The 24235-nt window shown below is 56.2% G+C and carries 30 protein-coding genes; 19 read left to right on the plus strand and 11 right to left on the minus strand.

Annotation, left to right across the window (positions count from 1 at the left end):
- Positions 1-63: 63 nt before the first annotated feature.
- Positions 64-1314, plus strand: a complete 1251-nt coding sequence (entS, locus tag ACLIBF_RS18735; protein ID WP_448310269.1) for an enterobactin transporter EntS — start codon at positions 64-66, stop codon at positions 1312-1314.
- Here the strand turns inward: entS and fepB are convergent.
- Complete coding sequence (gene fepB, locus ACLIBF_RS18740; protein WP_069728790.1) at positions 1309-2268, minus strand: Fe2+-enterobactin ABC transporter substrate-binding protein; 960 nt, start codon at positions 2266-2268, stop codon at positions 1309-1311. The genes entS and fepB overlap by 6 nt on opposite strands.
- A 177-nt stretch (positions 2269-2445) precedes the next feature.
- On the opposite strand from fepB, the gene ACLIBF_RS18745 reads away from it, so the two are divergent.
- The 5 genes from ACLIBF_RS18745 to ACLIBF_RS18765 are packed head-to-tail and all read left to right on the plus strand — an operon-like array spanning position 2446 to position 7302.
- Positions 2446-3624: an isochorismate synthase gene (locus tag ACLIBF_RS18745; protein ID WP_031375429.1), complete on the plus strand. Its 1179-nt coding sequence runs from the start codon at positions 2446-2448 to the stop codon at positions 3622-3624.
- Positions 3625-3634: 10 nt separating this feature from the next.
- Complete coding sequence (locus ACLIBF_RS18750) at positions 3635-5251, plus strand: (2,3-dihydroxybenzoyl)adenylate synthase (RefSeq protein ID WP_069728789.1); 1617 nt, start codon at positions 3635-3637, stop codon at positions 5249-5251.
- Between the two features lie 19 nt (positions 5252-5270).
- Positions 5271-6125, plus strand: coding sequence for an isochorismatase family protein (locus ACLIBF_RS18755; RefSeq protein ID WP_031375431.1), 855 nt, complete (start codon positions 5271-5273; stop codon positions 6123-6125).
- A complete protein-coding gene (gene dhbA / locus ACLIBF_RS18760; RefSeq protein ID WP_031375432.1) occupies positions 6122-6880 on the plus strand; it encodes a 2,3-dihydro-2,3-dihydroxybenzoate dehydrogenase in 759 nt (252 codons plus the stop codon). Before ACLIBF_RS18755 ends, dhbA begins: the two co-directional genes overlap by 4 nt.
- Before the next feature lie 2 nt (positions 6881-6882).
- The gene (locus ACLIBF_RS18765; RefSeq protein ID WP_046289155.1) at positions 6883-7302 is read left to right on the plus strand and encodes a hotdog fold thioesterase; all 420 of its coding nucleotides are present in this window, start codon (positions 6883-6885) and stop codon (positions 7300-7302) included.
- A gap of 78 nt (positions 7303-7380) precedes the next feature.
- Here ACLIBF_RS18765 and cgtA read toward each other — a convergent pair whose 3' ends face one another.
- The 3 genes from cgtA to rplU form a co-directional block, all read right to left on the minus strand.
- Positions 7381-8553 (minus strand): Obg family GTPase CgtA, encoded by a 1173-nt coding sequence (cgtA, locus tag ACLIBF_RS18770; protein ID WP_031375433.1) that lies wholly within the window; start codon positions 8551-8553, stop codon positions 7381-7383.
- Positions 8554-8795: 242 nt separating this feature from the next.
- Positions 8796-9053, minus strand: coding sequence for a 50S ribosomal protein L27 (gene rpmA, locus ACLIBF_RS18775; protein ID WP_031375434.1), 258 nt, complete (start codon positions 9051-9053; stop codon positions 8796-8798).
- Positions 9054-9068: 15 nt separating this feature from the next.
- Positions 9069-9380 carry a 50S ribosomal protein L21 gene (rplU, locus tag ACLIBF_RS18780; protein WP_031375435.1) on the minus strand — a complete coding sequence of 104 codons (312 nt, stop codon included), beginning with the start codon at positions 9378-9380 and terminating at the stop codon, positions 9069-9071.
- A gap of 256 nt (positions 9381-9636) precedes the next feature.
- On the opposite strand from rplU, the gene ispB reads away from it, so the two are divergent.
- Together ispB and ACLIBF_RS18790 are read left to right on the plus strand one after the other, a co-directional pair.
- The gene (gene ispB / locus ACLIBF_RS18785) at positions 9637-10608 is read left to right on the plus strand and encodes an octaprenyl diphosphate synthase (protein ID WP_031375436.1); all 972 of its coding nucleotides are present in this window, start codon (positions 9637-9639) and stop codon (positions 10606-10608) included.
- A gap of 242 nt (positions 10609-10850) precedes the next feature.
- Entirely contained in the window at positions 10851-11144 is a 294-nt protein-coding gene (locus ACLIBF_RS18790) for a helix-turn-helix domain-containing protein (RefSeq protein ID WP_031375437.1), read from the plus strand.
- A gap of 69 nt (positions 11145-11213) precedes the next feature.
- Here ACLIBF_RS18790 and murA read toward each other — a convergent pair whose 3' ends face one another.
- The 7 genes from murA to mlaF form a co-directional block, all read right to left on the minus strand.
- Positions 11214-12476, minus strand: a complete 1263-nt coding sequence (gene murA / locus ACLIBF_RS18795) for a UDP-N-acetylglucosamine 1-carboxyvinyltransferase (RefSeq protein WP_031375438.1) — start codon at positions 12474-12476, stop codon at positions 11214-11216.
- 67 nt (positions 12477-12543) lie between these two features.
- Positions 12544-12801: a BolA family iron metabolism protein IbaG gene (ibaG, locus tag ACLIBF_RS18800; RefSeq protein ID WP_010251880.1), complete on the minus strand. Its 258-nt coding sequence runs from the start codon at positions 12799-12801 to the stop codon at positions 12544-12546.
- A gap of 113 nt (positions 12802-12914) precedes the next feature.
- Positions 12915-13220 (minus strand): lipid asymmetry maintenance protein MlaB, encoded by a 306-nt coding sequence (gene mlaB / locus ACLIBF_RS18805; protein ID WP_279809656.1) that lies wholly within the window; start codon positions 13218-13220, stop codon positions 12915-12917.
- Positions 13220-13858, minus strand: coding sequence for a phospholipid-binding protein MlaC (gene mlaC / locus ACLIBF_RS18810; RefSeq protein WP_031375440.1), 639 nt, complete (start codon positions 13856-13858; stop codon positions 13220-13222). Before mlaC ends, mlaB begins: the two co-directional genes overlap by 1 nt.
- A 16-nt stretch (positions 13859-13874) precedes the next feature.
- The gene (mlaD, locus tag ACLIBF_RS18815) at positions 13875-14420 is read right to left on the minus strand and encodes an outer membrane lipid asymmetry maintenance protein MlaD (protein WP_031375441.1); all 546 of its coding nucleotides are present in this window, start codon (positions 14418-14420) and stop codon (positions 13875-13877) included.
- Positions 14421-14424: 4 nt separating this feature from the next.
- Entirely contained in the window at positions 14425-15207 is a 783-nt protein-coding gene (gene mlaE, locus ACLIBF_RS18820; protein ID WP_031375442.1) for a lipid asymmetry maintenance ABC transporter permease subunit MlaE, read from the minus strand.
- 4 nt (positions 15208-15211) lie between these two features.
- Positions 15212-16027 (minus strand): phospholipid ABC transporter ATP-binding protein MlaF, encoded by an 816-nt coding sequence (gene mlaF / locus ACLIBF_RS18825; protein ID WP_031375443.1) that lies wholly within the window; start codon positions 16025-16027, stop codon positions 15212-15214.
- A gap of 227 nt (positions 16028-16254) precedes the next feature.
- Here mlaF and ACLIBF_RS18830 point away from each other — a divergent pair, with 227 nt between their 5' ends.
- The 11 genes from ACLIBF_RS18830 (at position 16255) to npr (ending at position 24232) form a co-directional block, all read left to right on the plus strand.
- Positions 16255-17235, plus strand: a complete 981-nt coding sequence (locus ACLIBF_RS18830) for a calcium/sodium antiporter (protein WP_069728788.1) — start codon at positions 16255-16257, stop codon at positions 17233-17235.
- Positions 17236-17251: 16 nt separating this feature from the next.
- The gene (kdsD, locus tag ACLIBF_RS18835; protein ID WP_448310273.1) at positions 17252-18235 is read left to right on the plus strand and encodes an arabinose-5-phosphate isomerase KdsD; all 984 of its coding nucleotides are present in this window, start codon (positions 17252-17254) and stop codon (positions 18233-18235) included.
- Between the two features lie 13 nt (positions 18236-18248).
- A complete protein-coding gene (kdsC, locus tag ACLIBF_RS18840; protein ID WP_031375446.1) occupies positions 18249-18815 on the plus strand; it encodes a 3-deoxy-manno-octulosonate-8-phosphatase KdsC in 567 nt (188 codons plus the stop codon).
- The gene (gene lptC / locus ACLIBF_RS18845) at positions 18812-19381 is read left to right on the plus strand and encodes an LPS export ABC transporter periplasmic protein LptC (RefSeq protein WP_031375447.1); all 570 of its coding nucleotides are present in this window, start codon (positions 18812-18814) and stop codon (positions 19379-19381) included. Before kdsC ends, lptC begins: the two co-directional genes overlap by 4 nt.
- Positions 19356-19907: a lipopolysaccharide ABC transporter substrate-binding protein LptA gene (lptA, locus tag ACLIBF_RS18850; RefSeq protein ID WP_031375448.1), complete on the plus strand. Its 552-nt coding sequence runs from the start codon at positions 19356-19358 to the stop codon at positions 19905-19907. Before lptC ends, lptA begins: the two co-directional genes overlap by 26 nt.
- 5 nt (positions 19908-19912) lie before the next feature.
- Positions 19913-20638, plus strand: a complete 726-nt coding sequence (gene lptB / locus ACLIBF_RS18855; RefSeq protein ID WP_031375449.1) for an LPS export ABC transporter ATP-binding protein — start codon at positions 19913-19915, stop codon at positions 20636-20638.
- A 48-nt stretch (positions 20639-20686) separates the two neighbouring features.
- On the plus strand, positions 20687-22120 hold the full coding sequence (gene rpoN / locus ACLIBF_RS18860; protein WP_046289153.1) for an RNA polymerase factor sigma-54: 1434 nt from the start codon (positions 20687-20689) through the stop codon (positions 22118-22120).
- Between the two features lie 21 nt (positions 22121-22141).
- Positions 22142-22429, plus strand: a complete 288-nt coding sequence (hpf, locus tag ACLIBF_RS18865) for a ribosome hibernation promoting factor (RefSeq protein WP_031375450.1) — start codon at positions 22142-22144, stop codon at positions 22427-22429.
- Between the two features lie 152 nt (positions 22430-22581).
- Positions 22582-23061 carry a PTS IIA-like nitrogen regulatory protein PtsN gene (gene ptsN / locus ACLIBF_RS18870; RefSeq protein ID WP_031375451.1) on the plus strand — a complete coding sequence of 160 codons (480 nt, stop codon included), beginning with the start codon at positions 22582-22584 and terminating at the stop codon, positions 23059-23061.
- A 47-nt stretch (positions 23062-23108) separates the two neighbouring features.
- Positions 23109-23963, plus strand: a complete 855-nt coding sequence (gene rapZ / locus ACLIBF_RS18875; protein WP_003851114.1) for an RNase adapter RapZ — start codon at positions 23109-23111, stop codon at positions 23961-23963.
- A complete protein-coding gene (npr, locus tag ACLIBF_RS18880) occupies positions 23960-24232 on the plus strand; it encodes a PTS phosphocarrier protein NPr (RefSeq protein ID WP_031375452.1) in 273 nt (90 codons plus the stop codon). Before rapZ ends, npr begins: the two co-directional genes overlap by 4 nt.
- Positions 24233-24235 lie beyond the last annotated feature (3 nt).

A 24235-nucleotide genomic window follows, 5' to 3' on the forward strand; every position in this document is an offset into this window, starting at 1 on the left:
TTTGTATGTTACCATGACTCGTAAACTCAATGATGAGGAAAATGGGTGCAAAAAGGCGACGTTATGAACAAACCCTCCCACTTTATCGATCTCAGCCTGCTGAAAACCCATCCCGCCTTCCGCGCCGTGTTTATCGCCCGATTTATCTCAATCGTCGCGCTTGGCATGCTGGCGGTCGCGGTACCGGTACAGATTCAACAGCTGACACAATCCCCGCTGCTGGTCGGACTGGCGGTCACGCTGGCCGGTGCCGGCATGTTTATCGGCCTGCTGACCGGCGGCGTACTGGCCGATCGCTACGAACGCCGACGCCTGATTTTGTTTGCCCGTTCCACCTGCGGCCTCGGTTTTGTCGCGTTGTGCATCAATGCCCTGCTGCCCGCGCCCTCGGTGATCGCGGTGTTTGTGCTGGGCCTGTGGGATGGCTTTTTTGGCGCGATTGGCGTCACCGCGCTACTGGCCGCCACCCCGGCGCTGGTGGGGCGCGAAAATATCATGAAAGCGGGCGCTATCACCATGCTGACGGTCCGCTTTGGTGCGATCCTGTCGCCGGCGATTGCCGGACTGGTGATCGCCCATGCTGGCGTGGTCTGGAACTACGGTCTGGCGGCGATCGGCACCTTACTGACGGTGCTCACCCTGCTGCGACTGCCAACGCTTGCCCCGCCACCACAACCGCGTGAACATCCGCTGACCGCGTTATCCGCCGGGATCGGGTTTCTGTTCGCCAGCCCGATCGTCGGCATGGCCGCGCTGGTTGGCGCGCTGGTGACCTTAGCCAGTGCGGTGCGGGTACTCTACCCGGCGCTGGCTCCGCACTGGCAGGTCGGGCTGGAGCAACTGGGGCTGATGTATGCCGCCGTGCCACTCGGGGCGGCGGTCGGTGCCTTAACCAGCGGCCGGCTGGCACAGTCGTCGCAGCCGGGTCGATTGATCCTGGCCAGCGCCATTGCCGCCTTTGTGGCGCTGGGCCTGTTCAGCCTGATGCCGTGGTTCAGCCTGAGTCTGGTCTGCCTCTCCGCGTTTGGTTATTTCAGTGCTATCAACAGCCTGGTGCAATATGCCCTGATCCAGACGCTAACGCCGGATGCGCTGCTTGGGCGGATCAACAGCCTGTGGACGGCGCAGAATGTTACCGGTGATGCGCTTGGCGCGGCGATGATCGGGGCGATGGGGTCACTATTGCTGCCGCAGCAGGCGGCAGGCCTGCTGGGTCTGGCCGCCACCGTGCTGGGCGTTGTGATGTGGCTGCTGATGGCGCGTTTGCGCCGTTATCAACCGCCTGCACATGGGCAGGCGGAAACAGCATCATGATTTAGCGAACAGCGCCTCCAGCCGGTTCAGCAGATTGGTGGCGCTGTAGTAATCCAGACGGAAGGTATCCAGCCCCAGCGCATAGACCGCTTTGCTACGCACCGCGGGCGTCTGGGCCAGGAAAGGATTCTTCATCACCTGCTCTGCTGTTTGCGGCTCGGCGGCAAACAGCAGATACGAGTGGCCATTCAGCCCGGCGGCCAGATTTTCCCCTGACAACTGAATAATGTCTTTACGCTGCCCCATGCTGTGACCATGCTGCATGTCGGCAGGTGGCGTAGCCAGGGTGAACCCCAGCTGCTGCAGCAATTTGCCCTGCGCGGATGCCTCAGTCCACAGATTAACTGCGCGACCGTCGCCGTTCCAGACCATGGCGGAGACCGGCTGCGGCGGCAGCGTCAGCGCTGAGCGGAGCGCTTTTTCACGTGCATCGAATGCGCTTACCCGGGCAGCGGCTTGTGCTTCATGGCCGGTTGCTTCACCCAGCAGCGTTACCAGCTGCTGCCAGCTTTTATCGTCGTAGTTGATCACCAGCACCGGCGCGATGGCGGACAGCTGATCGACCAGTTTGATCGCTGAGTCATTGCCGGTGGCACTGACCACAATCAGGTCCGGCGCTTCCGCCGCAATCGCTTCGGCACTCGGCTCGCCAATATAAAGGCGTTTTACGCCGCGCTGTTTTGCCACCTCACCCCACTGACGGAAGAAACCCTGCCCATCGGCCAGCCGGCTGTTGGGTGCCGTTGCGCCGCTGGCGATCACCGGCGCATCTATCGCCAGAAGCGAACCGGTCAGGGTGACGCTGGTCGAGACAATGCGGGTCGGCGCCTGGGATAACGTCACACTGCCTTTTGCGCCCGCCACCGTGCGCGGCCAGCCGTTCTGTGCCGTCGCCGCGAAACTGATACAGAAGAAAAACAGCGCTATCGCCGCCTTTACACCACGTTTAGTCATAAATTTCAGTCCACTTTTATACTGGCTATTTGCCCTGCTGTTTGTGCTGATTTAGCAGGAAAACGCAGCCGAAACACCGCGTATTTATTGACACTTCCGGCTAATCAACGTAGGTTACTGGGCCACAATACAAATGATAATCATTATTAATTATCTTATCATTTATAGGTGAAAATTATGGTGGAATCGTTGACGTTTGAACATCCCTTGTTGCAGGATTTCTCCGCGTTGTGCCGCGGCTTCCTGTTTACTTCTCCCTGGAAAAGCCTGACCACGCAGGGCTGCTTCACCACGCTGACCACCCCGGTAACTGCGGGTGATGTGCTGACAGGGGATTTTCAGCAACAATTGCAGCACCATTTCGCCTCAGCCAGAAAACAGGGTATTACCCACCCTATTCTGGTCGGCGCGATCCCGTTTGACGTCAATCAGCCATCGGCGCTGTTTATCCCCGAATCGTATCAGACCTTTAACCGCGCCGATCTGCATGCGGTCACCTCACCGCCCGACTCTGCCTTGCCGCAGGTGCGTCGCCGTACGGCGGTGCCGGATCATGACATTTTCACCGATATGGTGGCGCAGGCGGTAGCCGCAACGCAGCGTGGCGATCTGGATAAAGTGGTGCTGTCGCGACTGATGGATATCACCGCTGAACAGCCGGTGGATACCGCGGCGCTGATGCAGCGCATCGTGGCGCAGAACCCTAACAGCTATCACTTTCATCTGCCGCTGCCGGAAGGGGGTTCGCTGGTCGGGGCCAGCCCGGAATTAATGATCCGCAAACAGGGTCGGGATTTCAGCTCCTGTCCGCTGGCCGGATCGGCCCGCCGTGATGCCGATCCGATCCGTGACCAGGCCGCAGGCCAGAGCCTGATGCGCTCGGACAAAGATCGCCATGAACATAAGCTGGTGACCGATGCGATGCGCCACACGCTGCAACCGCGCAGCCGGACGCTGTCGGTGCCGGAGGTGCCGTCGCTGATCACCACCGCAACCTTATGGCATCTCGCCACTCTGATTGAGGGTGAAGTGCTCGACCCACGCGAAAATGCACTGTCGCTGGCCTGCCTGCTGCATCCGACGCCGGCACTGAGCGGCTTCCCGCATCAGCGCGCCCAGCAGCTGATACAGCAACTCGAACCGTTTGAGCGTCAGCTGTTTGGCGGCATCGTCGGCTGGTGCGATGACCAGGGCAATGGCGAATGGGTTGTGACGATTCGCTGCGGCACGGTCAATGGGCCACGCGTGCGGCTGTTTGCTGGCGCGGGTATCGTTGCTGACTCACAACCAGAATCAGAATGGCGTGAAACTGGCGTCAAACTTGACACCATGCTTCGCGCTTTTGGACTGCAATAAAGGAACCTGTATGACCATTTCCTACAGCCGCTGGCCTGACGATCTGGCCGCGCGTTACCGCGAAAAAGGCTACTGGCTGGATTTGCCGATGACCGATATCCTCGAACGCCACCAACAGAGCGACAGCGTGGCGGTGATTGATGGCGATCGGCAGTTCAGCTATCGTCAGCTGGCCCGCTTAAGTGACAACCTGGCGGCGGCGTTGCAGCGTCGTGGCCTCAAACCGGGTGATACCGCGCTGGTGCAGCTCGGCAACGTGGCCGAATTTTACCTGACGCTGTTTGCGCTGTTTAAAATTGGCGTCGCGCCGGTTAATGCGCTGTTCAGCCATCAGCGTACTGAGCTGACGGCTTACGCCAGCCAGATTGCGCCCCGCCTGCTGATTGCCGATCGCAGCCATACGCTGTTTGCCGATGACAGTTTTATCAGCCAGCTGTGCCGCGATCATGACTCGCTGCAGCAGGTGATCCTGCGCGGTGACGGTCAGGCTGAAAACAGCCTTGAGGCGCTGCTGGCGGAAACGGCGGGCGATTTCGTTGCTACGCCGACCGCCGGTGATGAAGTGGCCTTTTTCCAGCTTTCAGGCGGCAGCACCGGCACGCCGAAACTGATCCCGCGCACCCATAACGATTACTATTACAGCATCCGCGAAAGTGACGTTATCTGTGGAGTGACTGCCGACACCCGTTATCTGATCGCCCTGCCCGCTGCGCATAATTTTCCGATGAGCTCACCGGGCGCACTGGGGGTCTTCTACGCGGGCGGACAGGTTATTCTGGCGGCCGATCCCAGCGCTACGCTCTGCTTCCCGCTGATTGAAAAGCATCAGGTAACCGATACCGGTCTGGTCCCGCCAGCCGTCAGTCTGTGGCTGCAGGCGATTCAGGAATGGGGCAGCAATGCCGCACTGGCTTCGCTGCAACGCATTCAGGTCGGTGGCGCGAAGCTGGGCGAAACCCTGGCGGCGCGCATTCAGTCAGAGATAGGCTGCAAACTGCAGCAGGTGTTCGGCATGGCTGAAGGTCTGGTGAACTACACCCGGCTCGATGATGATGAAACCACCATTCTGACCACGCAGGGCCGTCCGATCTCGCCGGATGATGAAGTGTGGGTGGCCGATGAACAGGGCAATCCGCTGCCGACCGGCACCATTGGCCGTCTGATGACGCGCGGACCTTATACCTTCCGCGGCTACTACAACAGCCCGGAACATAATGCCGCCAGCTTCGATTCACAGGGCTTTTACTGCTCTGGCGATCTGATTGAGATCACCCCGCAGGGCAACATCATTGTTCAGGGGCGTGAGAAAGATCAGATCAACCGCGGGGGCGAAAAGATCGCGGCGGAAGAGATCGAGAACCTGCTGCAACGCCATCCTGATGTGATCCACGCAGCACTGGTGTCGATGAACGATGAGCTGATGGGTGAGAAGAGCTGCGCCTTTATCGTGGCCCGTCAGCCGGTGAAACCGGTGGCGCTACGTCGTCACCTGCGTGAACTCGGGGTAGCGGAATTCAAACTCCCCGACCGTATTACCTGCGTAGATGCCCTGCCGCTGACCCATGTCGGCAAGGTGGATAAAAAACGTCTGCGCCAACAACTTGCCGATCAACAAGCGCAAGCCTGATCTGTCCGGAGATTTTTCTATGGCTATTCCAAAACTGACCTCTTATCCGCTGCCAGCCGCCACTGAGTTGCCGACCAACAAGGTAAAATGGGCGCTGGAGTCGGGCCGTGCGGCACTGCTGATCCACGATATGCAGCGTTATTTCCTCAACTTCTGGGGCGAGAATAGCCCGCTGGTGGAGCAGGTAGTCGACAACATTGCCCGCCTGCGCCGCTACTGCAAAGCGCAGGGGATTCCGGTGTTCTATACCGCGCAGCCGAATGCGCAGAGCGATGAAGATCGTGCGTTGCTCAACGACATGTGGGGCCCGGGCCTGAATAAGCATCCCGATCAGCAGAAGATCGTGGACGCGCTGGCACCGGATGCCGACGATCATGTGCTGACCAAATGGCGCTACAGCGCCTTCCATCGCTCGCCGCTTGAGTCGATCCTGCAGGAGATGGGCCGCGATCAGCTGATCATCACCGGCGTCTATGCCCATATCGGTTGCCTGACCACCGCCACCGACGCGTTTATGCGCAACATCCAGCCGTTTATGGTGGCGGATGCACTGGCGGATTTCAGCCGCGACGAGCATATGATGGCGCTGACCTACACCGCTGGCCGCAGTGGCAAAGTAGTAATGACCGCCGACCTGATGCCGCTGCCGCTGAGCAAAGACGATCTGCGTGCGCTGATTCTGCCGCTGCTGGAAGATGACGACGTGCCGGAAGATGATGAAAACCTGATCGATTACGGTCTGGATTCGGTGCGGGTGATGGCGCTGGCGGCGCGCTGGCGTCAGGTGCACGGCGACATCGACTTTGTCAGCCTGGCCAAAAATCCGAGCATTGATGGCTGGTGGGCATTGCTGTCACGGGAGCCTGCGCAATGAGCCATTCGTTCGACTTCAGCGGAAAAATTGTCTGGATAACCGGTGCCGGCCAGGGAATTGGCTATCATACCGCGCTGGCGTTTCATCAGGCAGGTGCGCAGGTTGAAGCTTTCGATCAGCGTTTTCACGGCCACGACTATCCGTTTCCCTGCCATACGCTGGACGTGTCCGATCCTGACCAGGTGAAGACGCTCTGTCAGCGACTGCTGGCGACGCAGCCGCGTATTGATGTGCTGGTGAACGCGGCCGGTATTCTGCGGATTGGCGCGACCGATGAGCTGTCGTTTACCGACTGGCAGGCCTGCCTTAACGTCAATGCCGGTGGCGCGTTCAACCTGTTTCAGCAAACCCTGCCGGTGTTCCGGCAGCAGCGGGCGGGCGCAATTGTCACTATCGCCTCCAACTCAGCGCACGCGCCGCGTATTGGCATGTCCGCCTATGGCGCCTCAAAAGCCGCCCTGCGCAGCCTCTGTTTGACGGTGGGTCTGGAGATGGCACCGTATGGCGTTCGCTGCAATATCGTCTCGCCCGGTTCAACCGATACCGATATGCAGCGCAGCCTGTGGCATACGCCGACCGGTGAGCAGGAGATGATCGCGGGCTTCCCGGATCAGTTCAAACTCGGTATCCCGCTAGGAAAGATCGCACAGCCGCAGGAAATTGCCGCTAACGTGCTGTTCCTCGCCTCCGATCTTGCCAGCCACGTCACCTTACAGGATATCGTGGTGGATGGCGGCGCAACCCTGGGAGCCTGATCATGTCAACGATCTGGAAACGATCTATCGATCTTGATGCCCTGAATGCGTTGGGGGAGAACTCGCTGGTGGCACATCTGGGGATCATTTTTACCGTAATCGGCGAGGATTATCTGGAAGCGACCATGCCGGTCGATGCCCGAACGCATCAGCCTTTTGGCCTGCTGCACGGTGGCGCATCTGTGGTACTGGCGGAGTCGATGGGATCGATTGCGGGCTATCTGGCCGTTGAGGAAGGCAGCAGCGTGGTGGGCGTGGAAGTGAATGCCAGCCATCATCGTGCGGTATCAAGCGGGTTGGTACGCGGCATTTGTCGTCCGCTGCATCTGGGCAAGCGCAGCCAGAGCTGGCAGATTGAGATTCGTAACGGTCGCGATCAGCTGTGTTGCAGTGCCCGGCTGGGCGTGGCGGTAATGAGCTAACGCCGGTGTGATGCTCCCCTTTCAGGGCGAAAAGGGAGCATCGCGCATCAGCCGTGATTCGGTGATGCGCGCAGAGCGTTAGCGCTGATAGATAATTTCGACGCCTTCGTCGTCTTCATCATCCCAGTCTTCATCCCACTCTTCATCTTCCACTTCAACCGCGTTTTCAATGGCTTCTTTGTGGTAATCATCCCACATGAACTCCACTTTCTCCGGCTGTTTCTCTTCGAGCTCGGCTTCTTTCGGGTTGGCGTTGATGAAGCTCATCACGTCCCAGCAGAGTTCGTTGACACCGGTACGGCTGGCTGCCGAGATCAGGTAATACTTCCCTTCCCAGCCCAGCGCGTCAGCGATCGCTTTGGCGCGTGACTGCGCTTCTTCTTCGCTCAGCAGGTCAATTTTATTGAACACCAGCCAGCGCGGCTTGTTGAACAGCTTATCGCTGTATTTTTCCAGCTCGCCGAGAATGATGCGCGCGTTTTCAATCGGATCGCTTTCATCGATAGGATCGATGTCGATCAGGTGCAACAGCACGCGGCAACGCTCAAGGTGTTTCAGGAAGCGAATACCCAGACCCGCGCCTTCGGCTGCGCCTTCGATCAGGCCAGGAATATCGGCCACCACAAAGCTCTGTTCGCTGTCCATACGGACCACGCCAAGGCTCGGGACCAGAGTGGTAAACGGATAGTCCGCCACTTTCGGTTTGGCTGCCGAGACGGCACGGATAAAGGTCGATTTACCGGCATTCGGCAAGCCCAGCATCCCGACGTCGGCCAGCAGCATCAGCTCCAGCTGCAGATCGCGTTTTTCACCGGGCGTACCCATGGTTTTCTGACGCGGACTGCGGTTAACCGACGATTTGAAGCGGGTATTGCCCAGGCCATGCCAGCCGCCTTTGCCGACCATCAGTTTCTGGCCGTGGCGCGTCATGTCGCCTAAGGTCTCACCGGTACCCTGGTCGATGACCCGGGTGCCGACCGGCACTTTCACCACGATATCTTTGCCACGTTTGCCGGTACAGTCACGGCTCTGGCCGTTCTGCCCACGCTCGGCGCGGAAAGACTTTTCGAAACGATAATCGATCAGGGTGTTAAGGTTTTCGTCAGCGATCAGGTAAACGTCACCGCCGTCACCACCATCACCCCCGTCCGGGCCGCCTTTCGGGATATATTTTTCGCGGCGGAAGCTGACGCAACCATTACCGCCATCGCCGGCGACGACCAAAATTGTCGCTTCATCAACAAACTTCATTTTCTATCTCCGTCACACAATCGTCTGCAGCACTCTGCAAACGGGTCCGCCAGGGTCTTCTGCGCTGACCAGCGGCGGATAAATCAGGATTGGCTTTCGCCAGTGCGTACATAAAGTGTACAGCAATCTTTTGTGATGCGTTGCCTTTACGGCAACCGAGCGCAGAATGTAAAAAGCCCCGCAGCAGTTGCGGGGCCTTTAATTCGTGCGTTCAGACGTTAAACGTCTGCGTCACGACAACCTTACTCAGCAACGATGCTGATGTATTTACGGTTGTTCGGACCTTTGATTTCGAATTTTACTTTGCCGTCTGCGGTAGCAAACAGGGTGTGGTCACGACCACAACCTACGTTGTTACCGGCGTGGAATTTGGTGCCACGCTGACGAACGATGATGCTACCCGCCAGAACGGATTCACCACCAAAACGTTTTACACCCAGACGTTTTGCGTTGGAGTCACGACCATTTCGAGTCGAACCACCAGCCTTTTTATGTGCCATTTGTCAGATCTCCTCTTAGGCAGTGATGCCAGTGATTTTCACATCAGTGAACCACTGACGGTGGCCTTGCTGCTTACGGTAGTGTTTACGACGACGAAACTTAACGATCTTAATTTTCTCGCCACGACCATGAGCAACAACTTCCGCCTTGATCATACCGCCTGAAACCAGTGGCGCGCCGATTTTCACGTCTTCGCCATTGGCAATCATCAGAACCTGGTCAAACTCAATGGTTTCACCGGTTGCGATGTCCAGCTTTTCCAGGCGAACGGTCTGACCTTCGCTTACTCGGTGTTGTTTACCACCACTTTGGAAAACCGCGTACATATAAAACTCCGCTTCTGCGCTTGCCTTTTAGTTCATCAGGCGGCGCGCTAAATATTCACAATAGGGCGCGAATTCTACGCAAAACTCCAGGAGAAGACAAGAGCACTTTGCACTCTCTTGCAGAAAAAAAACACAGGCCGAACGCAAACGTTCCTCAACCAGAAAATTCAAGTACAATCAGTAACAGATTACCTGAACGCTGGCTGGGTAAAAGCACTTACCATGGCAGAGAAACGAGTCATAGCTGAAAAGACGAATGAACTTAGAACAGATTAATGAATTAACCGCACAGGATATGGCTGCCGTTAACCAGACCATCCTCGACCAGCTGAATTCAGATGTCTCGCTCATCAACCAGTTGGGCTATTACATCATCAGTGGTGGGGGCAAGCGTATCCGCCCCATGATCGCCGTGCTATCCGCACGCGCCATGGGTTACAAGGGCGATCTGCACGTTACCAATGCGGCGCTGATCGAATTTATCCATACCGCCACGCTGTTGCATGACGATGTGGTGGATGAATCCGATATGCGTCGTGGCAAAGCCACCGCCAATGCGGCGTTCGGCAATGCGGCGAGCGTGCTGGTCGGTGATTTTATTTACACCCGCGCCTTCCAGATGATGACCAGCATGGGCTCATTGCGCATTCTGGCGCTGATGTCGGAAGCGGTGAACGTGATTGCTGAAGGCGAAGTGCTGCAGCTGATGAACGTGAACGATCCTGACATCACGGAAGAGAGCTACATGCGCGTGATTTACAGCAAGACTGCGCGCCTGTTCGAAGCCGCATCGCAGGCGTCCGCGATTCTGGCTGAAGCCACACCGGAAGAGGAAAAAGCGCTGCAGGATTATGGACGCTATCTGGGTACCGCTTTCCAGTTAATTGACGATTTACTGGATTACAGTGCCGACGGTGAAACGCTGGGTAAAAATACCGGCGACGATCTGAGCGAAGGGAAACCGACGCTGCCGTTACTGCATGCGATGCAGCACGGATCGCCGGATCAGGCGAAAATGATCAGAGAAGCGATTGAGCAAGGCAATGGCCGGCATCTGCTGGAGCCGGTGCTGGAAGCGATGAATCAGTGCGGCTCGCTGGAATGGACGCGCAAGCGTGCGGAACAGGAAGCGGATAAGGCCATTGAAGCATTGAAAATCCTGCCGGAAACGCCGTGGCGCAGCGCACTGGAGTCGCTGGCGCACATGTCCGTTCAACGCGACTTCTAATCCCTGACGGAGCCAGCCCTGGCTCCGTTTTTGTTTATCTGCTCCCACTTCTTTCACGCTTCTTTCTCTGGTTGCACCTCTTTTGCGCGGGTTCACGCAGATCTGGCTTAAGATCCAAATTTTACTGGAAACATATGGAATCTATTTGCTATAAATCCCACTAACTTTCCAGATAACATTGCAAAAAGGAAAGCCGTCGCCCGTGTGGGTGACGCAATAACACGGAAAAGGAGAACAGGTTTATGCAGAAAAGGATTGAAGACTGGCATCCCGCCGACATTATCGCCGCCTTACACAAGCGCGGCACGACTCTGGCCGCTCTGTCACGCTCGGCAGGCCTGAGTTCATCTACCCTGGCCAATGCGCTGTCGCGACCGTGGCCCAAGGGTGAGTGGCTGATTGCCGAGGCGATTGCTATCCATCCCGCGGAGATCTGGCCCAGCCGCTACTACGATGCCGATACGCATTGCCTGCTGGATCGTAAGAAACGGATCCGATCGCTGCCCGATCAACCTACCGATCACAGCGATCTTTAGTTCTTACCCGGCGAAAAAAAACCAGCTCCGGATGCCGGAGCTGGCTCATGGTCTTGCCGCGAAGCGGGATTACTCGTCGCCGCTCACGCGCTCAATGTTTGCACCCATCGCTTTCAGTTTATCTTCGATGTGTTCATAGCCACGATCGATATGATAGATACGATCGACCAGCGTGGTGCCTTCCGCGATGCAACCCGCCAATACCAGGCTGGCAGACGCACGTAAATCGGTGGCCATTACCTGCGCGCCAGACAGCGTTTCAACGCCGTGGCAAATCGCGGTATTGCTCTCAATTTCCGCGTGCGCACCCATACGAATTAATTCCGGGATGTGCATGAAGCGGTTTTCAAAGATGGTTTCGGTGATCAGGCCGGTGCCTTCCGCGACCAGGTTAAGCAGCGTGAACTGCGCCTGCATATCGGTTGGGAAACCCGGATGCGGTGCGGTGCGGACGTTAACCGCTTTTGGCCGCTTGCCGTGCATATCCAGACTGATCCAGTCTTCACCGGTTTCGATATCCGCACCCGCGTCACGCAGTTTCGCCAGTACGGCATCCAGCGTATCGGGCTGCGTTTTATGACACACCACTTTGCCACCTGAAATGGCGGCCGCTACCAGGAAGGTGCCGGTTTCAATACGGTCCGGCAGTACGCGGTAAACTCCGCCACCCAGACGTTCAACGCCTTCGATGGTGATTTTATCGGTGCCTGCGCCGCTGATTTTTGCGCCAAGGGTATTCAGGAAGTTGGCGGTATCGACAATTTCTGGCTCACGGGCGGCATTCTCAATCACCGTCGTGCCGGTCGCCAGCGTCGCGGCGCTCATGATAGTGACGGTCGCACCGACGCTGATTTTGTCCATCACGATCAGCGCGCCTTTCAGACGGCCGTTGACTGACGCTTTAACGTAGCCCTCTTCCAGTTTGATCTCGGCACCCAGCTGCTCAAGGCCGGTAATATGCAGGTCGACCGGACGCGCGCCAATCGCGCAGCCACCCGGCAGGGAAACCTGTCCCTGACCAAAACGCGCCACCAGCGGACCCAGCGCCCAGATCGAGGCGCGCATGGTTTTCACCAGATCGTAAGGGGCACAGAATACGTCCACCGCGCTGGCATCGACATGCACAGAACCGTTGCGCTCCACCTTCGCACCCAGCTGGCTCAGCAGTTTCATGGTGGTATCGATATCGCGCAGCTTCGGCACATTCTGGATCTCGACCGGCTCTTCAGCCAGCAGGGCAGCAAACAGAATAGGCAGCGCGGCGTTCTTCGCCCCGGAAATGGTTACTTCACCACTTAAGCGGGTGGGGCCTTGCACACGAAATTTGTCCATTAACACGGCTCTCAATTAACTAGCTAAAGGTCGGACTCGCGCACGGCGAGTTCACCAGGCTGACGGATCAGAAACCGTTGAGTTTACGGTCACGCGCCCATTCAGCGGGAGTATAGGTTTTGATGGAGACAGCATGAATGCGGTTATCCGCGATGAACTCCATCAGCGGCGCGTAAACAGCCTGCTGCTTCTTAACGCGGCTCAGCTCACCAAACAGTTCGCCGACGGCGATAACCTGAAAGTGGCTGCCATCATTGCTCATCACATGCACTTCATCTAAAGGCAATGCTGCCATCAGCACGGCCTGAATTTCACTGTTTTCCATTGCGCTTAACTTCACCTGATAATAATAAGGGAGACATCTTAGAGGAAAGCGGCTGACTCTTAAATACGCAAAAGCCCCTGTGTAAAACAGGGGCTTAGCGTAACGACCGGAAATCAGGCGCTTTTATCCGCAGAAACAATAATCTGTTGCAGATTGTAAAGGGTAATCAGCGACTGCAGTTTGTCGCTGATGCCGGCGAACCGGGGAGTAATGCCCTGGGTCCGGGCGATTTCACGCAGATGCACCAGCAGCGCCAGCCCGGAGGAATCGACCCGCTCCAGCGCGGCGACATCAATAATATCAACATCTTTGATCAGCGTGTCGCGCTGCTGCCACAGGCTGAGCAGCGTATCGCGGTCCAGCTCGCCTTTCAGTAATAGCGTGCTGGCTTCACGCTGCCAGCTTAACGATTCGCGCATTATTGCTGTTTATCCAGCGTAATCGGCTGCGCCGCGGATGATTTCAGCTGCGCGGTCAGGCCATCAATGCCTTTGGTACGTAACAGATCGCTCCACTCATTTTGCTTGGTGGTGATCATGCTGACACCTTCGGCGATCATGTCATACGCCTGCCAGTTGCCGGTCTGACTGTTCTTGCGCCACTGGAAGTCGAGGCGAACCGGAGGACGGCCATTCGGGTCGATAATCGAAACGCGGATTGCGACAATTTTAGCGTCGCCTAACGGCTGTTCAGGCTGAATCTGGTAGGTCTGACCGTGATACAACGCTAAGGCCTGGCCGTAAGCCTGTGCCAGATAATCACCAAAGGCGCTGAAGTAGGCTTCACGCTGTGCAGGAGTAGAGTCGCGGTAGTAGCGGCCCAGCACCAGTGCGCCGGCATATTTAATCTGCACATACGGCAGCAGTTCCTGACGTACGATGTCGCGCAGGTAGTTCGGGTCCTGCTTGATTTTCGGCTGCTCATTCTTAAGACGGGTAAAGGTCTTCTGCGCCGCTTCGTTCATCAGTTTGTAGGGATTGCTCTGGTCGGCTGCCGCATTGGCCGTCAGCGGCACCGCCACCACCAGCATGGCAATCATCAGTAAACGTTTAAACATAGTATACCCTCTTGTTTTAAGGTTGAGCCGGTACCGCAGGTGCGGCATTCTCGCTGCCCTGCGCATCCTTACTGTCATTATTTTGTTTGTTGTCGCCGCTCTTGTAGAGGAACTGACCAATCAGGTCTTCCAGTACCATCGCCGACTTGGTATCACGTAACGTGTCGCCATCTTTCAGCATCGACGAACCCAGTTCAGGATCGTCAAAGCCTAAGTTAAGCGCCAGAAATTGTTCCCCCAGCAATCCTTGTGTCCGGATCGCCAGCGAACTGGTGTCTGAAATTTTATTAGCGTACTGATCGCTGATGTCCATGGTGACACGCGGCAGCAGCGTTTTCGGTTCCAGTTCAATATCGGTTACCCGGCCAATCACCACGCCGCCAATTTTTACCGGCGAACTGGCTTTCAGGCCGCCAATATTGTCAAAGGTCGCGTAGAGCTTCCACGTCGGCTCGGTGCCCATCGACTTTAAATCGGCGACGCGCAACGCAAGAAACAGCGCAGCCAGTAACGCCATGATCATGAAAATGCCAACCCAGATTTCGCTTTTTTTGCTTTGCATTGCATCAATTCCCAAACATCAGTGCTGTCAGCACAAAATCCAATCCGAGCACCGCCAGTGACGCGTGCACCACGGTGCGCGTCGTCGCGCGACTGATCCCTTCAGAGGTTGGAATCGCATCATAGCCGTTAAACAGCGCTATCCACGTTACGGTGATAGCAAACACCGCGCTTTTAATCAGGCAGTTAACGACATCGGTACGAAAATCAACGGCATTCTGCATCGCCGACCAGAAGAAACCAGGATCAATCCCTTTCCAGCTCACGCCGACCAGCGCCCCACCGGCGATACCCACCGCGGTGAAAATCAGCGTCAGCAGCGGCATGCTGATAAAACCGGCCCAGAAACGCGGCGACACCACCCGTCGTAACGGGTCAACCGCCATCATCTCCATACTGGAGAGCTGTTCGGTGGCTTTCATCAGGCCGATTTCGGCGGTCAGCGCGGACCCGGCCCGTCCGGCGAACAGCAGCGCGGTCACCACCGGTCCCAGTTCACGCAGCAATGACAGCGCCACCAGCATACCGAGACTGGTTTCTGCGCCGTAAGTGGTTAAGACCAGGTAACCCTGAAGGCCAAGCACCATGCCGATAAACAGACCGGAAACCACGATGATCAGCAGCGACAGCACGCCGACGCTATACAGTTGCTTAATCAGTAGCGGCGTGTGTCTGCGGAACGCTGGTTTGCCCACCAGCGCATGAAACAGCATTAATCCTGCGCGGCCAAAACTGGCGCACGTTTCAATTCCCTGACGTCCAAATGTCGCCAGCGCCTTCAACACCATCAGTTTAGTTACTCCCTGAGCCGGTTAAATCAGCGAGATAGTCGCCGGCAGGAAAACGGAATGGAACCGGACCATCCGCTTCTCCATCAATAAACTGGCGGACACGCGGATCGTTGTTTTCTCGCAGTTCCGGCGTGGTGCCGTGTGCGATAATTTTCTGTCCGGCCACGATATAGGCGTAGTCCGCAATACTTAATACTTCCGGTACGTCGTGCGACACCACAATACAGGTCAGTCCCAGCGCGTGGTTAAGTTCATCAATCAGCTTAACCAGCACGCCCATGGTAATCGGGTCCTGTCCGACAAAGGGTTCGTCGAACATAATCAGTTCAGGTTCTAAGGCAATGGCACGCGCCAGCGCAACGCGCCGCGCCATTCCGCCCGACAGCTCAGCCGGTTTCAGCTGGGCGGCGCCACGCAGACCGACCGCTTCCAGCTTCATTAATACCGTACTGTGCAGTAACGGAGCCGGCAGGCGGGTGTGTTCACGCAGCGGCCAGGCGACATTTTCATACACCGTTAAGTCGGTAAACAGCGCGCCTGACTGGAACAGCATGCTCATTTTTTTACGCGCCTCATACAACTTAGCGCGAGATAATGACGGGATGTTTTCGCCACGGAAATAGATTTCGCCACGGGTCGGCTGAAGCTGACCCCCAATCAAGCGTAGCAGAGTGGTTTTACCGATCCCCGAAGGTCCCATTATCGCTGTCACTTTGCCTTTCGGTACGGTCAGCGAAATGTCATCGAAGATTTGGCGATCTCCGCGCGAAAAACTCACGCCACGAACCTCGACCAGATTCGTCTGCTGCTGGATCATTATTACCTCTTGTAAGGATCGGGCGTAAACATGGGTTACGATGGTAGCCTGTTCGGTCCTGATTCACGATAGCTTTACAGAAACTTATCGCTAACATTTGGCGAAAACGGCCATTAAATTTACTTTTGCCTTTCAGACGGTCAAAATCAGCGCCTGTTATATCGCACAGAACCTGAAACCCGCCGGACAAGGCGTGCCGGGCTGGGGTTTTTACGCAAGGATTTTTCATGTTCGTAGCTTCTGCACTGCTGATTATCGGTTTGCTTTTACTGGCTTATGGTGCCGATCGTCTGGTGTTTAGCGCCTCGATACTCTGTCGATCGTTTGGTATTCCACCCTTGATCATTGGCATGACCGTCGTCAGCATCGGCACCTCGTTGCCCGAGATGATTCTCTCCTTCTCGGCCGCGCAGCATGGCCAGATGGATCTTGCTGTCGGTACCGCGCTGGGCTCGAATATTACCAACATTTTACTGATCCTGGGTGCCGCTGCGTTAATGCATCCACTCAGCGTACACTCTAATCTGATTCGTCGTGAACTCCCTTTAATGCTGCTGGTGACGTTGCTCAGCGGTTTTATGCTGTTTGATAACCAGCTTAGCCGACTGGATGGCATTGGATTGATCGCCATCGCCGCGGTTTATCTGATGGTGGTGATCCGCATTGCGCGTAAAGCGGAGCGTGATAACAACGACACCCTGACCCGTGAACAGCTGGCGGAATTACCGCGCGAAGAGAGCGGCAACACGGTGGCGTTTCTCTGGCTGGCCGTCGCCCTGATTATCCTGCCGATGTCGACCCGGATGGTGATCGACAACGCCACGGTGTTTGCCGACTATTTTGGCGTCAGTGAACTGGTGATGGGTCTGACGCTGATTGCCGTCGGCACCAGCCTGCCCGAGCTGGCGACGGTGATTGCTGGTGCGCTGAAAGGCGAAGATGATATCGCGATCGGTAACCTGATCGGCGCCAACATTTATAATATTGCTATCGTACTCGGCCTGCCGGCGCTGATGCATCCTGGCAGCATCGATTACCACGCGTTCGCCCGTGATTACTGGGTGATGCTCGGCGTCAGCGTACTGTTCGCCCTGCTCTGCCTGTTACGTCGCCGACGCGTTGGCCGTACGGCAGGCGCACTTTTACTCTGTGGTTTCTTCGTCTGGGTGACGCTGCTGTGGGTACAGCCAGCGTTCATGGACGGCTAACAAGGACAGACTGACCATGTCATATCAGCAACCGGCAGTTTTTGATTTCCAGCGCGCAGGCAAAGCGGTATTGCGCATCGAGCGCGAAGGTCTGGAGCAGCTCGATCAGTACATTAACGACGATTTTGCCCGCGCCTGCGCCCGGATTTACGCCTGCCAGGGTAAAGTGGTGGTGATGGGGATGGGCAAGTCAGGCCACATTGGCAAAAAAATGGCCGCCACCTTTGCCAGCACCGGCACGCCAGCCTTTTTCGTTCATCCGGCGGAAGCCAGCCATGGCGATCTCGGCATGGTCAGCAAGAATGACGTGGTGATTGCCATCTCCAACAGCGGCGAGTCGAATGAAATTCTCGCGCTGATTCCGGTGCTAAAGCGGCAGAATATCACCCTGATCTGCATGACCGGCCGGCCAGAAAGTGCGATGGCCCGGGCTGCCGATGTGCATCTGTGCGTCAGTGTCCCGCAGGAGGCGTGCCCGCTCGGTCTGGCTCCCACCAGCAGCACTACCGCCACGCTGGTAATGGGCGATGCGCTGGCCGTTTCACTGCTGGAAGCGCGCGGCTTCACCGCCGAAGACTTTGCGCTCTCCCACCCCGGCGGCGCACTCGGACGTAAACTGCTGCTGCACGTGGCCGATATCATGCACAGCGGCGATGAACTGCCGCACGTCACGCGCGATGCCTCGCTGCGTGATGCGCTGCTGGAAATTACCCGCAAAAACCTCGGGTTGACGGTGATTGTTGACGATCTGATGAAGATTGAAGGCATCTTTACCGATGGTGACCTGCGCCGCATCTTCGATATGGGTGTCGATTTCCAGCGCGCCACCATCGGTGAAGTGATGACGCCAGGCGGCATTCGCGTGCGGCCGAACATGCTGGCGGTTGAAGCGCTCAACCTGATGCAAACCAAAAACATTACCTCGATCCTGGTCGCCGATGACGACCATCTGCTCGGTGTGGTACATATGCATGACATGCTGCGCGCTGGCGTAGTCTGAACAGGAAAAGACAATGCAACTGGCAACTCCCCCGATTGATACCTGCTATGGCCCGGTCAGCGCCGAGGTGATGGCTCGCGCCAGCCAGATTCGCCTGCTGATTTGCGACGTCGATGGCGTGATGTCCGACGGGGTGATCTACATGGGCAATAATGGTGAAGAGCTGAAGGCGTTTAATGTGCGCGACGGCTACGGTATTCGTTGCCTGCTGACCTCAGATGTGGAAGTGGCTATTATTACCGGCCGGAATGCCCGCCTGATGGAAGATCGCTGTAAAACGCTCGGCATTCGTCATCTTTATCAGGGACAATCGGATAAGCTTTTGGCCTATGGCGAACTTCTGGATAAACTGTCTCTTTCCGATCAACAGGTCGCCTATATTGGTGACGACCTGATCGACTGGCCGGTGATGGCAAAAGTGGGATTAAGCGTGGCGGTTGCGGATGCACATCCGGTGCTGTTGCCGCGCGCGCACTACGTGACGCGCATTGCGGGCGGACGTGGCGCGGTACGTGAAGTTTGCGACCTGATCTTAATGTCGCAGGACAAATTTGAGGATGCCAAAGGGCAATCAGTATGAGTAAAAGCAGGCGTTGGATGACGCTGATTCTGACCTTGATTGCACTGGTTTTAATCGGCTGGAATCTTACCAACCAGGATGAGAATACGCCGGTTGCCACCGATAACCAGGCACCGACCTATACCAGTGCGGATTCCCACACCGTGGTTTATAACCCACAGGGTGCACTGTCGTATAAGCTGGTTTCCGATAAAGTGACCTACTTTTCGGATCAGGAACTGAGCTGGTTCGATAATCCGGTGATGACCACCTACGACGAAAATAAAGTGCCGACCTGGACACTCCGTGCCGACAAAGCAAAGCTTACCAAAGATCGTATGCTTTATCTGTATGGTCATGTGGAACTGAATACGCTGACACAGGATTCCCAGCTTGACCGGGTCAAAACCGACAATGCGCAGGTTAACCTTGTCACTCAGGACGTTACCTCTGACGACCAGGTGACGCTGTATGGCCGCAGTTTTAACTCCACCGGCATGAAAATGCGCGGCAATTTACGGACAAAAAACGCCGAGTTAATCGAAAAGGTCAAAACTTCTTATGAAATTCAAAATGAACAAAAATAGCCTTAAGCTTTTACTCGCCAGCATGCTGCTGGCGAGCAGCGTGCCTGCGCTGGCCCTGACCGGTGACTCGGATAAGCCCGTCAATATTGACTCGCAGAACCAGGCGCTGGATCTGCAGGGCAATGTCGCGACCTTTACCGGCAACGTTATCGTCACTCAGGGTTCGATCAAAATCACCGCTGATAAAGTGGTGGTGACCCGTCCGGGCGGCGACAGCAAGAAAACCATCGTCGATGCGTACGGCAATCCTGCCACCTTCTACCAGATGCAGGACAGCGGCAAACCGGTGCAGGGCCATGCGGCAAAACTGCACTATGAACTGGCTAACGACTTTGTTGAACTGACCGGCAACGCCTTCATTGAGCAGCAGGACAGCAACATCAAGGGCGATCGCATTACCTATCTGGTGAAAGAGCAGAAAATGCAGGCTTACAGCCAGGGCCAGAATAAGCGCGTCACCACCGTGCTGGTGCCGTCGCAACTGCAGGATAAAGGTTCGTCCAACAGCGGAAAGAAGAGTAACTGATAGCTATGGCCACATTAATCGCAGAAAACTTGGCGAAGGCATATAAAGGCCGTCGCGTGGTAGAAGATGTCAGTCTGCAGGTAAAGTCAGGCGAGATTGTCGGCCTGCTGGGTCCCAACGGTGCCGGTAAAACCACCACCTTTTACATGGTGGTCGGCATTGTGCCGCGCGATGCGGGACGCATTATTATCGATGACGAAGATATCAGTATCCTGCCGCTGCATGCCCGTGCGCGTCGCGGTATCGGCTATCTGCCGCAGGAGGCCTCTATTTTCCGTCGCCTCAGCGTCTACGATAACCTGATGGCGGTTCTGCAAATCCGTGACGACCTCACCGAAGAGCAGCGTCAGGATCGCGCCAACGAGCTGATGGAAGAGTTTCACATTGAGCACCTGCGCGACAGCATGGGTCAGGCGCTCTCCGGCGGTGAACGTCGCCGGGTCGAGATCGCCCGCGCGCTGGCCGCCAACCCTAAATTTATCCTGCTGGATGAACCGTTTGCGGGTGTCGACCCGATCTCGGTCATCGACATCAAGAAAATCATTGAGCATTTGCGTGACAGCGGCCTTGGCGTGTTGATTACCGACCATAACGTGCGCGAAACCTTAGCGGTGTGCGAACGGGCATATATCGTCAGTCAGGGCCACCTGATCGCGCACGGTACGCCGAATGAAATTCTGGCAGATGAGCAGGTTAAGCGGGTTTATTTGGGTGAAGAGTTCAGACTCTGATAAGGTGTCGTAAATACTGATGTTTACCTGGGAACTACCATCCTGTCTATGAAGCAAGGTTTGCAACTCAGGCTCAGCCAACAGCTGGCGATGACACCGCAGTTGCAGCAGGCGATTCGTCTGCTGCAACTCTCTACGCTTGAACTCCAGCAGGAGTTACAGCTGGCACTGGAAAGTAATCCGCTGCTTGAACAAACCGACCTGCATGATGAAATCGACTCTCGTGAGGCTCCCGAAGGCGAAGCGCTGGATACCCGTGAAGCGCTTGAGCAGAAAGAGATGCCTGACGAGCTGCCGCTGGACGCGACCTGGGATGAAATCTACACCGCCGGCACGCCATCCGGGACCGGTACCGATTATCAGGATGATGAGTTACCGGTTTATCAGGGCGAAACCACCCAGTCACTGCAGGATTACCTGATGTGGCAGGTTGAGCTAACGCCATTTAGCGATACTGACCGCGCCATTGCCACTTCGATCGTGGATGCGATCGACGATACCGGATACCTCACCGTTTCGCTTGACGAGATCCTCGACAGCATCGGCAACGATGAGCTTGAGGCCGATGAAGTCGAAGCGGTGCTGAAACGCATTCAGCGCTTTGATCCGGTTGGCGTCGGTGCGCGCGATCTGCGCGACTGTCTGCTGGTGCAGCTGTCGCAATATGCGCCCGAGACGCCGATGCTGGCGGAAGCCCGCCTGATCGTCAGTGAACATCTGGATCTGCTGGCCAACCACGATTTTCGCAGCCTGATGCGGGTGACGCGCCTCAAAGAAGAGGTGCTGAAAGAGGCGATGATGTTAATTCAGTCGCTGGACCCGCGTCCCGGTCAGTCAATTAATACCGGTGAACCGGAATATGTGATCCCCGACGTGCTGGTGCGGAAAGTCGGCAGCCGCTGGACGGTTGAACTGAACGCCGACAGCGTCCCGCGCCTCAAGATCAACCAGCAGTATGCCGCCATGAGCGGGGCGACGCGTAACGACAGCGACAGTCAGTTCATTCGCAGCAACCTGCAGGAAGCGCGCTGGCTGATTAAAAGCCTGGAAAGCCGCAACGATACGCTGCTGAAAGTGACACGCTGTATTGTCGAGCAGCAGCAGGCCTTCTTTGAACAGGGCGAAGAGTTTATGCGCCCGATGGTGCTGGCCGATATCGCCCAGGCGGTTGAGATGCACGAATCGACCATTTCCCGCGTCACTACGCAAAAGTATCTGCACAGTCCGCGAGGCATTTTTGAACTGAAGTACTTTTTCTCCAGTCACGTGAATACTGAAGGTGGCGGCGAAGCCTCATCGACAGCCATTCGCGCACTGGTGAAAAAATTAATCTCGGCGGAAAATCCAGCCAAACCCTTGAGCGACAGTAAACTCACCTCCATGTTATCTGATCAAGGGATCATGGTGGCACGTCGTACCGTCGCCAAATACCGCGAGTCTTTATCCATCCCGCCATCGAACCAGCGCAAACAGCTGGTTTGACAGAAATGAGAAGGAAGACCTATGCAGCTGAACCTTACCGGGCAAAATGTTGAAATCACCGCACCACTGCGCGATTTCGTCAGCGGTAAATTTGCCAAACTGGAACACTATTTCGAACATATCAATCAGGTTTATATTGTGCTGAAAGTTGAGAAAGTCACCCAGGTGGCTGACGCAACGCTGCACATAAACGGTGGCGAGCTGCACGCCACGTCCGAAGCGGAAGATATGTATGCGGCGATTGACGGGTTGATCGACAAGCTCGCCCGTCAGCTGACCAAACACAAAGATAAACTGAAAAAACACTAACCTTCACGCTAGCTACGCGCGCCTGCCGCGCAGAGCCGACAGGATGGGGCGGATAATCCGCCCCGTTTTGTCATCTAAGCAAGCGCCATTTACCGCCAGCATCATGATACGCTGGTGGCTGATGGCCAGGTTAACTCGCAAGTGAAACGATAATGAACAACGATCTAACACTGGAATTGAGCACAGTGCTTTCGCCTGACTGCACCCGCAGCGGCGTACACTGCCAGAGCAAAAAACGCGCGCTGGAAATCATCAGCGAACTGGCCGCTAAGCAGCTCAACCTGCCGCACCAGACGCTTTTTGAAGCGATCCTCACCCGTGAACGCATGGGCAGTACCGGTATTGGCAACGGCATTGCCATTCCACACGGTAAACTAGAAGAGGATACGCTACGTGCTGTCGGGGTGTTTATCAGCCTTGAACAGCCGATCGCGTTTGATGCCGTTGATAATCAGCCGGTCGATCTGTTGTTTGCCCTGCTGGTACCGGCTGACCAGTGCAAAACTCACCTGCACACCCTTTCACTGGTGGCGAAGCGTCTGGCGGATAAAACCGTCTGTCGCCGTTTGCGCGCCGCGCAAAGTGATGAAGAGCTCTATGCCATTATCACAGAAGGCCAGTCAGAGCAGTAAAGCGTCTTTACCGGCCGCGTGCCGGTTTTAAAACGGGAGAGAAGGTCATGGTGCTGATGATCGTGAGCGGTCGGTCAGGCTCGGGGAAGTCAGTGGCGCTACGCGCGCTGGAAGATATGGGTTTTTACTGCGTCGATAACCTGCCGGTGGTGCTATTGCCCGAGTTGGCCAACTCGCTGGCGGAGCGCAACATCTCGGCAGCGGTGAGCATCGACGTACGCAACATGCCTGAATCCCCTGAGATTTTTGAAACCGCGCTGAATAACCTGCCCGACTCATTTTCACCCCAGTTGCTGTTTCTTGATGCCGATCGTAATACCCTGATTCGCCGCTACAGCGACACCCGCCGTCTGCATCCGCTCTCCAGTAAAAATCTGTCGCTGGAAAGTGCCATTGATGAAGAGAGTGATTTGCTGGAGCCACTGCGTTCACGGGCCGATCTGATCATCGATACCTCAGAAATGTCGGTCCACGAACTGGCAGAGATGCTGCGTACCCGGCTGCTGGGCAAGCGTGAACGTGAGCTGACGATGGTGTTTGAGTCGTTTGGCTTCAAGCACGGCATCCCGATTGATGCCGATTATGTGTTTGACGTGCGCTTCCTGCCGAATCCGCACTGGGACCCTAAGCTGCGCCCGATGACCGGCCTCGATCGTCCGGTGGCTGCCTTTCTCGATCGCCATACCGAAGTGCACAACTTCATCTATCAGACCCGCAGTTATCTGGAACTGTGGTTGCCGATGCTGGAAACCAATAACCGCAGTTATCTGACTGTCGCTATCGGCTGTACCGGCGGGAAACATCGTTCGGTCTATATTGCAGAACAGCTGGCGGACTACTTCCGTTCACGCGGCAAGAATGTACAGTCACGTCACCGTACGTTGGAAAAGCGTAAATCATGACCGTTAAGCAAACTGTCGAAATCAAAAATAAACTGGGTATGCATGCCCGACCGGCAATGAAGCTGTTTGAACTGGTACAGAGCTTTGACGCTGAAGTGCTGCTGCGCAATGAAGCCGGCACCGAAGCCGAAGCCAGCAGCGTGATTGCGCTGCTGATGCTCGATTCAGCTCAGGGCGGCCACATTGAAATCGAAGCCAGCGGTCCGGAAGAGATCCCGGCGCTGGCAGCGGTCATTGAGCTGTTTGAAGCGGGTTTCGACGAGGATTAACCC

Source organism: Pantoea sp. PGP6 (genome assembly GCF_053474785.1).